We start from the raw sequence: 12,260 nt of genomic DNA, 5'->3' as shown, positions 1-12,260 counted from the left end.
GTGTTCTCCTTCAGAAGTCGGCCAGGGCCACGGCGGGGTTCTCCAGGCAGCTCGCCACGTACCCGAGGAAGCCGCCTGCAGCACCACCGTCACAGACCCGATGATCGAAGGCCAGTGTCAGTGTGGTGATCTTCCGCACAACGATCTCTCCGTCCACCACCCACGGCCGGTCCAGGGTGCGTCCGATCCCCAGAATGCCCGCCTCCGGGTGATTGATGATGGGGGTAGCGCCGTCGGAGCCGAAGACCCCGTAGTTGTTGACCGTGAACGTCCCGCCCGAGAGCTCTTTGCCGCCGAGGGCGCCGGCCCGGGCAGCTTCCGCCAGACGGCGGATCTCCTGGTGCAGATTCTGCGCGGAGTGCTGCTCCGCGTGCCGGATCACCGGCACCACCAGTCCGGCGTCAGTCTGCGCGGCAAAGCCCAGGTTGACCCCCTCAAAGTGGACAATCTCTTCACCGCTGCCGGAGTCCACGATGCGTGAATTCAGCTCCGGGTACTTCTGCAGTCCTGCGACCACGAACCGGCTGAGGAAGGCGAGGATGGACGGTGCCGTATGCCCGGCGTCCTTCAGCTGCTGGCGCATGCTGCTCAGCTGGGTGACATCCACGTCCTGCCACACCGTCGCTTCGGGGATCTCGGTCCGGGACTGGGACATCTTATTGGCGATCGCCCGGCGCATTCCGGTCATGGGGACTCGTTCGCGGATCTGCAGTCCGGTGGGCGCGTCCTGCGCTGACGTCGGCGAAACCGCAGCTGCGGAGGCCGACCGGCTCACGGTCTGTTGGCCGGCCGCGGCCTGGACGTCACGACGCATGATCATTCCCTCCGGACCGGAACCGGTCACCGAGCGCAGGTCCACCCCGCTTTGGCGCGCCATCTTCCGCACCAGGGGGGAGGAGACCCGGGGTGCCCTGGTCTCTGCTGCGGTGGTCTCTGCTGCGGCGGGAGCGGCGGCGGCACCAGTGCCTCCGGCGGGCCGCTTGCGACGCCGCCTACGACCATTCTTGCTGGCAGAGGTGCCATAGCCGATGAGTACGTTTCCGGAGCCCTCCTCCGCTTCGGCCTCGGCCGGGACCGCGGTTCCGGCGCGCTCCTCCTCGCGGTAGGACAGCGCGCCGGAACCTGCCGGTGCAGAGGTCCCGTTGGCCTGGTCCTCGCTGGTGGTCACGGTGATCAGCGGCTTACCCACTTCGAGGGTCTCGCCCACTGCGCCGTGCAGCGTATGGACCGTCCCGGCGTAGGGGGAGGGGACTTCGATCGCGGACTTGGCGGTCTCGACCTCAGCGATGGCCTGGTCCACGGCGACCTCGTCGCCTTCGGCGACCAGCCAGCTCAGCAGCGTCGCCTCGGTGAGCCCTTCACCCAGATCGGGCAGATTGAACGTCGTCATGGTCAGTCCTCCCACTGCAGTTCGTCGAGGGCGTCCAGGATCCGGTCCACATCCGGAAGGTGGTGTTCCTCGAGCTTGGGGGAGGGGTAGGGGATGTCGAAGCCAGTCACCCGCAGCACCGGTGAGGCCAGGGAGTGGAAGCACCGCTCCTGGATGCGAGCGGTGATCTCGCTGGCCACCGAAACGAACCCCTGAGCCTCAGCGACCACTACGGCCCGGCCGGTCTTCTCCACGGTGCGCACCAGGGCGTCCTCGTCAAAGGGCACAATGCTGCGCATATCCAACACTTCCGCGCTGATCCCGTCCTCCGCAGCAGCTTCGGCGGCCTTCAGCGCGGTTTCCACAGACGGGCCGTAGGAAATGATCGAGACATCCTGACCTTCCCGCACCACCGCCGCCTGACCCTGGGCTCCGATCTTCCGGGAATCCTCGGCGCGGGACTCGTAGATCTCGCGCAGGGTGGAGAGGTCCTCGGCAGCTTTGGACCAGTAGAGCTTCTTCGGCTCGAAGAAGACCACTGGGTCCTCAGTGTCGATTGCCTCCCGAAGCATCAGGTAGGCGTCGGCGACCGTGGCCGGGGTGAAGACCTTCAGCCCAGCGGTGTGCGCGTAATAGGCCTCAGAGGAGTCACAGTGGTGTTCCACACCGCCGACGCCGCCGCCGTAGGGAATACGGATGACCATAGGGAGCCGGACCCGGCCGCGGGTGCGGTTCGCCATCTTGGCCACATGGCTGAAGATCTGCTCCAGCGCGGGATAGGCGAAGGCGTCGAACTGCATCTCGATGATCGGACGCATACCGTTGATCGCCATCCCCACGGCGGTCCCGGCGATGCCGGACTCGGCCAGGGGAGTGTCGAAGCAGCGGCTGGTCCCGAAGCGTTTGGTCAGCCCGTCAGTGATCCGGAAGACACCGCCCAGGGTGCCGACGTCCTCGCCGAAGACGACCACCGAGTTGTCGGCCTCCATGGCGTCAGACATGGCGGTGTTCAGCGCGGAGGCGAAGGTGGTGGTGGTCTTGGTCGCAGTCGTGGTGCTCATCACTTCTCCCCCTGGGTGGGTCCGGTGCGCTGCAGCTCGTCGCTGAGCTGGGCCCGCTGGGCCACCAGCTGCGCAGTGGGCTCGGCGTAGACGTGGTCGAAGATCTCCAGCGGATTCTCGGCCGGCTCGGCCGTCATCGCCTGGCGCAGCGAGCTGGCCACCTGCTCAGCTGCCTCGGTGATCTCGGCGGCGACGGCGTCGTCGAGAATTCCCTCCGAGGTCAGGTATCGCTGCATCCGCAGCAGGGGATCTTTCCGCTTCCACTGCTCCACTTCCTCGCGGTCTCGGTAGCGGGTCTCGTCGTCGGCGTTGGTGTGGGCCTGCATCCGGTACGTGACGGCCTCCAGCAGCAGCGGCATGGAGTTCTCGCGCGCCAGGTGAACGGCGCGGCGCAGCGTGGCCAGCACCGCCACCATGTCATTGCCGTCCACCCGTTCACCCGCCATGCCGTAGCCGATGGCTTTGTGCGCCAGCGAGGGCGCAGCCGACTGGCTGGAGAGCGGCACTGAGATGGCGTAGCCGTTGTTCTGGACGAAGAACACCACCGGGACCTCGAATACGGCGGCGAAGTTCAGCGCCTCGTGGAAGTCGCCCTCACTGGTGGCACCGTCACCGCACATGGCCAGGACGACGGTGTCCTCGCCGCGCAGCTTGGCGGCATGGGCGACCCCCACCGCGTGAAGCAGCTGGGTGGTCAGCGGAGTGGACATGGAGCCCACGCGGTGCTCCTTGGGGTTGTACCCGCAGTGCCAGTCACCGCGGAACGAGACCATCACTTCCAGCGGGTCCACCCCGCGGGAGATCACGGAGACGGTGTCGCGGTAGGTCGGGAACAGCCAGTCGCCGGCGTCCAGGCACAGCGCCGCACCCACCTGGCAGGCCTCCTGGCCGTGCGAGGACGGGTAGACCGCCAGCCTGCCCTGCCGGACCAGCGCGTAGTTCTGGTCATTGATCCGGCGCCCTGCCACCAGAGCGGTGTAAGCCTTCAGCAGCACCTCCGGCTCGGGGATGGGGTACTCGTGACCGGGCCCGGTGCCCTGCTGGTCGCTGGGAATGAGCGTGCCCTCGGGGTCCAGCATCTGGATCTGCTGCTGGGCCGGCAGCATGTACTGCTCGGGTGTGATGCCGAAGCTGCGGCTGGCCTCAAAAATTCTGGAAGCCTGCTCGGCCTTCGCGTGTCCGGGCTCCGCAGTTGTTACGGGTTCGTCCATGATCACCCTCTCTGGATGGACGGGGGGAATTGGCACATGCCATGTGTGATACCTGTCACGCTAGTGTATCGTAAATACTGACCGATTGGTCGGTAACATTTTGGACGACCAATGAAAGCCCGCAATCCGACTGTGGAGTTGAGGACGCTGATGACTGTCGAAACCACCCCTGCCCGTGCCCCTGAGGACATTCTCCCCAGCTTTATCGCCGGGGAGTGGTGGACGCCGCAGCACCCGGAGAAAGCCGCTGACATTCACGACGCCGCTACCGGTGAGCTGGTCTGCCGGATTTCCACCAGCGGCCTGGAGACCTCACGGGCGGTCGAGCACGCCCGCAGCGTGGGACAGCGTGGGCTGGGGGAGCTGACCTTCCACCAACGGGCGCTGCGGCTGAAGCAGCTGGCCCTCCACCTGGGCGAGCACAAGGAACTGCTCTATGAGCTCTCCGACAAGACCGGAGCCACACGCAAAGACCACTTGGTCGACGTCGACGGTGGCATCGGGACGCTGTTCGCCTACTCGTCGAAGGCCCGCAAAGAGCTGCCCAATTCCAATGTGATCATCGACGGCGCAGTCGAGCAGCTCTCCCGGGACGGCAGCTTCATCGGCGAGCACATCTACACGCGGCTGCCTGGTGCCGCAGTGCAGATCAACGCGTTCAACTTCCCCGTCTGGGGCATGCTGGAGAAGCTCGCCCCCAGCTTCATCGCCGGGGTCCCCACCATCGTGAAGCCGGCCAGCCAGACGGCCTACGTCACCGAAGCGTGTGTGCGCCTGATGCTGGAGTCCGGGCTGCTTCCGGAGGGCTCGCTGCAGCTGATCTCAGGTTCGGCCCGGGATATGCTGGATCACTTGGATTACCGCGACCATGTCGCCTTCACCGGTTCGGCAGGCACCGCCCAGCTCCTCCGGGCCCACCCCAATGTGCAGAACGAGGGCGTGCGCTTCACCGCCGAGACCGACTCACTGAACTCCGCGATCCTCGCTCCCGACGCTGGGCCCGGCACCCCGGAGTTTGAGGCGTTCATCAAGGCCGTGGTCCAGGAGATGACGGTGAAAGCCGGCCAGAAGTGCACCGCCATTCGCCGCACGATCGTTCCGAGCGAGCACGTCGATGCTGTGGTGCAGGCGCTGCGGGAGCGGGTCGAGGCCCGCGCAGTGCTCGGTGACCCGCGGGATGCGCAGACCACCGTGGGCGCACTGGCCTCAAAGGACCAGCAGGCTGAGGTCTCCCGTGCCGTTCAGCGGCTCGTGGACGCCGGAGCAGAGGTGTGCTTCGGCGGACCGGAGGCGCCCACCGGAAGCGCGAACGCCGAGACGGGTGCCTTCTACCCGGTGACCACGCTGAAATTCAGCGATGCCCGGACCCCTGAGGTCCACCAGGTGGAAGCCTTCGGGCCGGTCACCTCCGTGCTGGGCTACACCGACATCGACGACGCCGTGGAGCTGGCCGCCCTGGGCGGCGGGTCACTGGTGGCCACGGTGTGCACCCACGATCCGCTCATCGCTGCGGAGTTCGTCCGAGGCATCGGCGCACATCACGGACGGGTGCACCTGCTGGACCGCGACGACGCCAAGACCTCCACCGGGCACGGCTCGCCGCTGCCGCACCTGATCCACGGCGGGCCTGGGCGCGCAGGCGGGGGAGAGGAGCTGGGCGGTATGCGTGGAGTAAAGCATCATATGCAGCGCACCGCCATACAGGGCACCCCGGACCTGCTGACCGGCATCACCGGCGTCTGGCACCGGGGAGCCGCGGCGCGCACCGCAACGCCGGAGACCGTGGCGGAGGGAAGCGCGAGGCACCCGTTCCGCAAGTCCCTGTCCGAGCTGCGTATCGGAGACCAGTTTGCCTCCGGTCTGCGGAAGGTGCGCTTGGAAGATATCGAAGCTTTCGCAAAGTCCACCGGGGACACCTTCTACGCTCACACCAACGAGGAGGCGGCGACTGCGAACCCGTTCTTCCCGCGGAGGGTGGCACACGGCTACCTGCTTGTCTCTTGGGCCGCCGGGCTGTTTGTGGAGCCGGCCCCGGGTCCGGTGCTGGCGAACACCGGGCTCGAGAACCTGAGCTTTGTCACCCCGGTGACCTACGAGGACTCCATTCGGGTGACGCTGACTGCGAAGCAGATCACTCCGCGGGAGACCGACGACTACGGCGAGGTCCGCTGGGACACTGTGCTGCACAACCAGCATGATGAGATCGTGGCGACCTACGATGTGCTCACCCGGGTGGCGAAGGAGACCCCCGACTGGGCGCAGTGACACCGGCTGTGCGCGGTGCTGAGAGCCCGCCCTTGGGGGTTGACTCTCAGCACCGCGGCGGTGCGAACGACTAGGCGGTCACGGCGGCGTCCTGGTAGGCGGCGGACATTACCGCTTGAGCTACCCCTGCCGCGACCCGGTCGTCCAAGGGTGAGGGCACGATGTAGTCGGCACGCAGGTCATCACCAACAGCATCGGCGATGGCGGTGGCGGCAGCGACCTTCATCGCCGGGGTGATCTTTCGCGCCCCAGCGTCGAGTGCGCCCCGGAAGATGCCGGGGAAGGCCAGGACATTGTTGATCTGGTTGGGGAAATCAGAACGCCCGGTCGCCACCACGGCGGCGTGGCGGGCGGCCACATCAGGAGCGATTTCCGGATCCGGGTTGGACAGCGCAAAGATGATGGCGTTCTCCGCCATTCCGGCCACCGCCTCCTCGGGCACCGAGGATGAGGAGACGCCGATGAAAACATCCGCGCCCTGAAGTGCCTCCGTGATTCCGCCGGCGGTCTTGGCCAGATTCGTCTTCTCTGCGACGCGGGCCTTGGTGGAGTTGAGGTCCGAGCGGTCGCTGTGGATAGTGCCCTGGGAGTCGGTGAGGGTGATGTGGGAGACGCCTGCTTCGAGCAGGATCTCGGTCACCGCGATGCCGGCCGCTCCGGCACCTGCGATCACCACGCGCGTGTCAGCGAAGGTGCGGCCGGTCAGCCGCACCGCGTTGGTCAGCGCTGCCAGCACCACCACGGCGGTACCGTGCTGATCATCATGCATCACGGGGCAGTCGAGGGCCTCAATGAGCTTCTCCTCCAGCTCAAAGCAGCGGGGCGCGATGACGTCCTCAAGGTTCACCGCCCCGAAGCTGGGCCGCAGCCGCACCATGGTTTCGACGATCTCGTCCACATCGGTGGTGTTGACCACCAGCGGGATGGAGTTCAGCCCTCCGAATTCGCGGAAGAGTGCAGACTTGCCCTCCATCACGGGAAGGGAGGCTGCTGGTCCGATATCACCCAGGCCCAGCACCGCAGACCCGTCGGAGAGGACCACCACCAGCCGTGAGGCCCAGGTGTGGGAGGCGTGCATGCTGGGGTCATTGTGGATGGCTCGGGAGACCTGCGCCACTCCGGGGGTGTATGCGATGGACAAGGCCCGCTTGGAATCCAGGGGCCGCGTGGTTTCCACGCTGAGCTTGCCGCCCTCGTGAGCGGCAAAGATTTCCTGGTCGGTGATCGGTTCGGTCGCGCGGTTTTCCGGCATGAGAAAGTGCTCTCCTTGAAAGTAACTGTTCGGGTCGACACGGCGCATCGCGGATCCCGCGGGAGCCCCCACACATCATTGGGTGGGCCGAGTGCCCCGGCCGTGCGCTGCCGTGGGTGCCGAGATCGTCGGTTCTCCACGCCGTCGCAGTGGTCAGTACTTTCTTTAGACCGTCTCTGACAGAGTAATTGAAATCCTGCGCCGCAGTGCGGATTGCGGCGCAGGATTTCACTACGTGGACTTGTCCGTCCTACTGTCCGCTGAAGGCCGGGGTCCGCTTCTGTTGGAATGCGGCAAACCCTTCGATGTAGTCTGCCGAGGCGCACAGTGCCGCCTGCGCGTGGTTCTCCGCGGTCAGCGATTCCCACAGGCCGATGCGCTCATCGCGGATCTGGGCCACCAGCTTCTTGGACTCGCGGAAAGCCAGGGTGGCTCCCCGGGCGGCAGTCTGCGTCTTGTCCTTGGCGAAGGGAACCAGCGACTCGGCGGGTACTGCACGGGAGAAGAGCCCGGACGTCACAGCTTCCTGCCCTGACATCAGCTCTGCGGTGTAAATCAGGTCCAGGGTCCGGTGCGCGCCGAGCCGCTCCACGAACAGGGCGTGCCCGCCGGAGTCAAGGGTGGCGCCCAGTGCTGCGAAGGGGGAGCCGATCTTGGCGTCTTCGGCGACGTAGACCACGTCGGTGGCGATGGCCAGTCCCAGTCCCACGCCCAGGCAGGCCCCGTGGACGGCGGCGAAGGTGGGCGCGGGGAAGCTCGCCATGCGCTGCAGCAGCGGCGTGACCTTCCCGCCCAGGTATCCCAGCACGTCGTCGCTTTGTGGATCCACAGCGGAGATGTCCCGCCCGGCGCAGAAACCGCGGCCCTCACCACGCAGCAGCAGGGCTCGGACCCCGGCCTCCTCTGCTTCGCGGTAGGCGGCGTCGAGTTCCTCGAGTGCCTGCTCGTTGAGCGAATTCAGCTTCTGCGGCGCGTTGAGCACCACCTCGGCACAGTCGTCTCGGATGGTCAGGTCAATCATCGTCTGCTCCCTCACGCGGTGGCGTCGGCTGGCTGGGTCAGGCGTCGTAGTCGACGACGAGGCGGTCTGAGGTGGGTCGAGTCTGACAGGTCAGTACGTAGCCGCGTTCGATCTCGTCGGACTCCAGGGCGTAATTCTCCTGCATTTCAAAATCTCCGGAGACGACTTTGGCCCGGCAGGTCCCGCAGACTCCGCCGGCACATGCAAAGGGGACATCGGAGCGCTGCCGCAGCGCGGCATTGAGCACAGTCTCACCGGAGCCGGCCGGGGAGTCGACCTGGCCGGTGAGCCCGTCGAGGGTGAACTCAATACGGCGGGTGGGCCCACCGTCGGCCTCTTGGACCCGTCGGCCCTGCTGACCGGTAGGACGGTCCGGGCGGCCGGTGGAGAACAGTTCGAATCTCACATTGTCAGCGGGCACCTCGCGGGCGGCGAGCTCATCCCGGACCAGCTGGACCAGTTCGAAGGGTCCGCAGAGGAACCACTCATCAGTCTGCTCGGGCAGCAGTACGTGGTCCAGCAGCGCGGTGAGCTTCTCGGCGTCGATCCGGCCGGTCAGCAGGGGATTCAGCCGCTGCTCCCGGGAGAGCACGTGATGGACGGCGAACCGGGAGGGATACCGGTCCTTGAGGTCTCCCAGCTCCTCGGCGAACATCACATCAGCAGCGGAACGGTTGGCGTAGACCAGCTCGAATGTGGTCTGGTCCGAGGCTCGCAGCACAGACCGCGCAATGGCCATGATCGGGGTGATCCCGGAGCCCGCTGCGAACGCGACCAGCCGAGGGCTGGTGTGCCGGGAGACTGCCTCCTCGGCCAACTCGTCGGGGTGATTCATAGACGTCAGCGCCGTCTTGGAGATGAAGGCTCCGGAAGGGTTCATCACTTCAAGGGTGTCCCCGGCAGCCAGGTGCTCGTTGGCCCAGGTGGAGAAGACCCCGCCGATATCCCGCTTGACCGCTACCCGGATCTCACCGGGGACCGGCTCGGTGCAGATGGAGTAGGAACGCCGCACCTCATGGCCGTCGATCTCAGTGCGCAGCGCCACGTACTGCCCCGGGGCGTAGTCAAAGTCATCCGTCAGGTGCTCCGGCACCTCGAACGTGACCTCCACGGAATCGGCGGTGAGTTTGCGCACCTCTTGCACCCGCAGCGGGGCGAAGGTGGCACGGCGCCGGGCAGCGGGGCCGGCGTCAGTGGTGGGGGTTTCGAGAGTCATTACAGCACCTTGAAGTAGTCGAAGGGTTCCAAACAGCTGCGGCACTGGTACAGGGCCTTGCACGCGGTGGAGCCGAAGCGGGCCAGCTCCTGGGTCTGCAGCGAGTCGCACCGCGGGCACTTCACGCTCAGTCCCACGCGCACCGGGCCGCCGCGGACCGGGGCTGTGCCGCTGGGAGGAGTGATGCCGTATTCGCGCAGCTTCCGCTTGCCATCCTCCGTCATCCAGTCGGTGGTCCAGGCGGGGGTGAGAACGGTCTCCACCCGGACCTCGGCGTAACCGGCGGCGCGCACCGCTGCGCCAACATCGGTGGTGATGGTCTCCATGGCCGGGCAGCCGGAGTAGGTGGGAGTGATGATGACGACGGCGCCGTCGGGGGTGGCGGCCGCGGCCCGCAGAATGCCGAGATCAGCGATGCTGAGCACAGGAATCTCCGGGTCTGCCACCTGGGCGGCAGCATCCCACACCGCAGCGTCGGCCGGGTTCTCTGGGCGCACGCCGTCGGGGGTCAGCGGGTGCTCTGTCACTGCGCTCATGAGGGTCGCTCCGCTCACCACGTCGCGCCAGGGTGTTGACGGGCCAGCACCTGCATCTCAGCCAGAATGAAGCCGCGGTGTTCGGAGAAGCGACCGCTTCGGTCCGCTCCCAGTGCGCCTTTGGCCTCAGGCACACGCAGTCCGGCCTCTTCGATAGTGGTCCGCAGTCGGTGCAGCACCGGCTCCCGCAGCGAGGAGGGCAGTACCGCGATGCCCTGCTGCGCCAGTGCGGCAGTTGGCTCCACGTCGGCGAAGAGCTCCTCGAGGTATGGCCAGACGGCCTCCAGTCCGGCTTGCATCCGCCGGGCGGACTCCTCAGTGCCTCCGCCGAGGCGGAATAGCCACTGTGCGGCGTGGTCCTGGTGGTAGTCCACCTCCTTCAGCGCCTTGTCGGCAACGGCTGCCAGCGTGGTGTCGGCGGAGTCGACGAGGCGCTGATAGAGCTCGTAGGTGTAGAAGCTGAAAAGCAGCTGACGGGCGATGGTCTGCGCGAAGTCGCCGTTGTCCTGCTCCACCAGACGGCAGGAGCGGAACTCCTCCTCGGAGCGGAAGTAGGCAAGGTCATCCTCGCTCTTGCCCCATGCGGAGCCAGCGTAGGTCAGCAGGAAGCGGGCATGTCCGAGCAGGTCCAGGGCGATGTTCCCCAGGGCGATATCCTCCTCCAGCTCGGGGGCACGGGAGATCCAGTGCCCCAGCCGCTGGGCCAGGATCAGGCAGTCATCGCCCAGCAGCAGCGCATAGCGCGCCGTCTCTTCAGGAGCGGGGTCGCTGCTGGCGCCGAGGCTCTCGGGGGTGATGGCTTCCCCCACCGAGATGCGGGTGGCGGAGTCCTGTGAGGTGAAGTCTGCTGCGCTGTTCACAGGTGCGGCACTCCCTCGGACTGGGTGTAGTAAGTGGCATGGCGGTAGGCCTTGCCCTTGGCGGATTCGAAGTAGCCGCCCTTGGAGTCCGGGTCCGAGGCGACGATCTCAGCTGCCGGAATGACCCAGATGGAGGTGCCCTCATTGCGGCGGGTGTAGAGGTCACGGGCGTTGCGCAGTGCCATCGCCGCATCGGGGGCGTGCAACGAGCCGGCGTGGACGTGGGACAGTCCGCGGGCGGACCGGACGAACACCTCCCAGAGAGGCCAGACGCTGTGGTCGGCCGGATCCTCAATGACCACCCCACCGTCGGGGATGTGGTCGGCAGCGGCAGTGGGATCAGTCTTTGCCATTGTTCGGGCCTTTCTTGGCGAGGGGGACGTCAGAAGCGTCAGGCGCTGAGCAGTGCGCTGTCGCGGGAGGAATCAGCCTGTTTGGCTGCATAGGCTGCGGCGGCTTCACGGACCCAAGCGCCGTTGTCGCGCGCGGCCCGGTAGTGAGCCAGTCGCTGGTGGTTCAACGGACCGTTGCCCTTGACCACGCTGAAAAACTCGTCCCAGTCCAGGTCGGAGTAGTCGTAGTGGCCGCGTTCCTCGTTCCATTTCAGCTCTGGATCGGGCAGGGTCAGCCCCAGCGCCTCGGCCTGCGGGACGATCATGTCCACAAAGCGCTGACGCAGCTCATCGTTGGAGAAGCGCTTGATGTTCCAGGCCATGGACTGCTGTGAGTTCGGTGAGTCTGCGTCGGGCGGGCCGAACATCTGCAGGGCAGGGCCGTAGGTGCGGTCGACGGCGTCCTGTGCCATCTGCTTTTGGGCGGGGGTTCCGTGGGAGAGGGTGTAGAGAATCTCCCAGCCCTGCCTCTGGTGGAAGGACTCTTCCTTGCAGACCCGGACCATCGCACGCCCGTAGGGACCGTAGGAGGCACGGCACAGCGGGACCTGGTTGGTGATCGCGGCCCCGTCCACCAGCCAGCCGATGGCGCCCACGTCGGCCCAGGTGCGAGCCGGGTAGTTGAAGATGGAGGAGTACTTGGCTTTACCGGTGTAGAGCTGCTGATACATCTCATCCCGGGAGGTGCCCAATGTCTCAGCGGCCGAATAGAGATAGAGGCCGTGGCCAGCCTCGTCCTGGACCTTGGCCATCAGCACAGACTTGCGCTTCAGCGAAGGAGCCCGTGAGATCCAATTGCCTTCGGGCTGCATGCCGATGATCTCAGAGTGCGCGTGCTGGGAGACCTGGCGCACCAGTGTCTTGCGGTACTGCTCCGGCATCCAGTCTCGCGGCTCGACGCGCTTATCCTCCTCCATGAGCTGCTGGAAATGCTCCCAACCCACCCGGGCGTCGTCGGCGGCGGCCTGCGCCTGTTCTGTGATGGACCCATGCGTGGTGTCGACGGCGCGCAGATCTGGCTTCTCATTGGACATTGCGGAACCTCCTGAATTACTGACCGTTCGTTCAGTATATACC

The 12,260-nt window shown here is 66.3% G+C and carries 11 protein-coding genes; 1 reads left to right on the top strand and 10 read right to left on the bottom strand.

Features of this window, described 5'->3' with window-relative positions:
• Positions 1-10: 10 nt before the first annotated feature.
• The 3 genes from FEF27_RS03385 to pdhA are packed head-to-tail and all read right to left on the bottom strand — an operon-like array spanning position 11 to position 3,641.
• Positions 11-1,390 carry a dihydrolipoamide acetyltransferase family protein gene (locus FEF27_RS03385; protein WP_424991666.1) on the bottom strand — a complete coding sequence of 460 codons (1,380 nt, stop codon included), beginning with the start codon at positions 1,388-1,390 and terminating at the stop codon, positions 11-13.
• 2 nt (positions 1,391-1,392) lie between these two features.
• Positions 1,393-2,430, bottom strand: a complete 1,038-nt coding sequence (locus FEF27_RS03380) for an alpha-ketoacid dehydrogenase subunit beta (protein WP_138169429.1) — start codon at positions 2,428-2,430, stop codon at positions 1,393-1,395.
• On the bottom strand, positions 2,430-3,641 hold the full coding sequence (pdhA, locus tag FEF27_RS03375) for a pyruvate dehydrogenase (acetyl-transferring) E1 component subunit alpha (RefSeq protein ID WP_138169428.1): 1,212 nt from the start codon (positions 3,639-3,641) through the stop codon (positions 2,430-2,432). Before pdhA ends, FEF27_RS03380 begins: the two co-directional genes overlap by 1 nt.
• A 150-nt stretch (positions 3,642-3,791) precedes the next feature.
• Between pdhA and paaZ the strand changes: the two genes are divergently transcribed.
• Positions 3,792-5,906 (top strand): phenylacetic acid degradation bifunctional protein PaaZ, encoded by a 2,115-nt coding sequence (gene paaZ / locus FEF27_RS03370; protein WP_138169427.1) that lies wholly within the window; start codon positions 3,792-3,794, stop codon positions 5,904-5,906.
• 70 nt (positions 5,907-5,976) lie between these two features.
• Here paaZ and FEF27_RS03365 read toward each other — a convergent pair whose 3' ends face one another.
• The 7 genes from FEF27_RS03365 to paaA form a co-directional block, all read right to left on the bottom strand.
• Positions 5,977-7,158: an NAD(P)-dependent malic enzyme gene (locus FEF27_RS03365; protein ID WP_138169426.1), complete on the bottom strand. Its 1,182-nt coding sequence runs from the start codon at positions 7,156-7,158 to the stop codon at positions 5,977-5,979.
• Positions 7,159-7,408: 250 nt separating this feature from the next.
• Positions 7,409-8,179: an enoyl-CoA hydratase/isomerase family protein gene (locus FEF27_RS03360; RefSeq protein WP_138169425.1), complete on the bottom strand. Its 771-nt coding sequence runs from the start codon at positions 8,177-8,179 to the stop codon at positions 7,409-7,411.
• A 37-nt stretch (positions 8,180-8,216) separates the two neighbouring features.
• Positions 8,217-9,395, bottom strand: a complete 1,179-nt coding sequence (gene paaE / locus FEF27_RS03355; protein WP_138169424.1) for a 1,2-phenylacetyl-CoA epoxidase subunit PaaE — start codon at positions 9,393-9,395, stop codon at positions 8,217-8,219.
• Positions 9,395-9,931, bottom strand: coding sequence for a 1,2-phenylacetyl-CoA epoxidase subunit PaaD (gene paaD, locus FEF27_RS03350; protein ID WP_208009649.1), 537 nt, complete (start codon positions 9,929-9,931; stop codon positions 9,395-9,397). The genes paaE and paaD overlap by 1 nt, the downstream gene beginning before the upstream one ends.
• Positions 9,932-9,945: 14 nt before the next feature.
• Positions 9,946-10,791: a 1,2-phenylacetyl-CoA epoxidase subunit PaaC gene (gene paaC, locus FEF27_RS03345; RefSeq protein WP_138169423.1), complete on the bottom strand. Its 846-nt coding sequence runs from the start codon at positions 10,789-10,791 to the stop codon at positions 9,946-9,948.
• The gene (gene paaB / locus FEF27_RS03340; RefSeq protein WP_138169422.1) at positions 10,788-11,144 is read right to left on the bottom strand and encodes a 1,2-phenylacetyl-CoA epoxidase subunit PaaB; all 357 of its coding nucleotides are present in this window, start codon (positions 11,142-11,144) and stop codon (positions 10,788-10,790) included. The genes paaC and paaB overlap by 4 nt, the downstream gene beginning before the upstream one ends.
• A gap of 38 nt (positions 11,145-11,182) precedes the next feature.
• Positions 11,183-12,217 carry a 1,2-phenylacetyl-CoA epoxidase subunit PaaA gene (gene paaA / locus FEF27_RS03335; RefSeq protein ID WP_138169421.1) on the bottom strand — a complete coding sequence of 345 codons (1,035 nt, stop codon included), beginning with the start codon at positions 12,215-12,217 and terminating at the stop codon, positions 11,183-11,185.
• Positions 12,218-12,260: the final 43 nt, after the last annotated feature.

Origin of the sequence: Nesterenkonia sphaerica (genome assembly GCF_005771565.1) — a bacterium.
In the GTDB taxonomy this organism is placed as follows: Bacteria; Actinomycetota; Actinomycetes; order Actinomycetales; family Micrococcaceae; genus Nesterenkonia; species Nesterenkonia sphaerica.
This window is presented reverse-complemented; position numbering and strand designations above follow the sequence as displayed.

What these genes read in the sequence shown, in the direction of transcription:
- FEF27_RS03385 (WP_424991666.1), bottom strand. Translation starts at nt 1,390, where the DNA reads ATGACGACGTTCAATCTGCCCGATCTGGGTGAAGGGCTCACCGAGGCG.
- FEF27_RS03380 (WP_138169429.1), bottom strand. Translation starts at nt 2,430, where the DNA reads ATGAGCACCACGACTGCGACCAAGACCACCACCACCTTCGCCTCCGCG.
- pdhA (WP_138169428.1), bottom strand. Translation starts at nt 3,641, where the DNA reads ATGGACGAACCCGTAACAACTGCGGAGCCCGGACACGCGAAGGCCGAG.
- paaZ (WP_138169427.1), top strand. Translation starts at nt 3,792, where the DNA reads ATGACTGTCGAAACCACCCCTGCCCGTGCCCCTGAGGACATTCTCCCC.
- FEF27_RS03365 (WP_138169426.1), bottom strand. Translation starts at nt 7,158, where the DNA reads ATGCCGGAAAACCGCGCGACCGAACCGATCACCGACCAGGAAATCTTT.
- FEF27_RS03360 (WP_138169425.1), bottom strand. Translation starts at nt 8,179, where the DNA reads ATGATTGACCTGACCATCCGAGACGACTGTGCCGAGGTGGTGCTCAAC.
- paaE (WP_138169424.1), bottom strand. Translation starts at nt 9,395, where the DNA reads ATGACTCTCGAAACCCCCACCACTGACGCCGGCCCCGCTGCCCGGCGC.
- paaD (WP_208009649.1), bottom strand. Translation starts at nt 9,931, where the DNA reads ATGAGCGCAGTGACAGAGCACCCGCTGACCCCCGACGGCGTGCGCCCA.
- paaB (WP_138169422.1), bottom strand. Translation starts at nt 11,144, where the DNA reads ATGGCAAAGACTGATCCCACTGCCGCTGCCGACCACATCCCCGACGGT.
- paaA (WP_138169421.1), bottom strand. Translation starts at nt 12,217, where the DNA reads ATGTCCAATGAGAAGCCAGATCTGCGCGCCGTCGACACCACGCATGGG.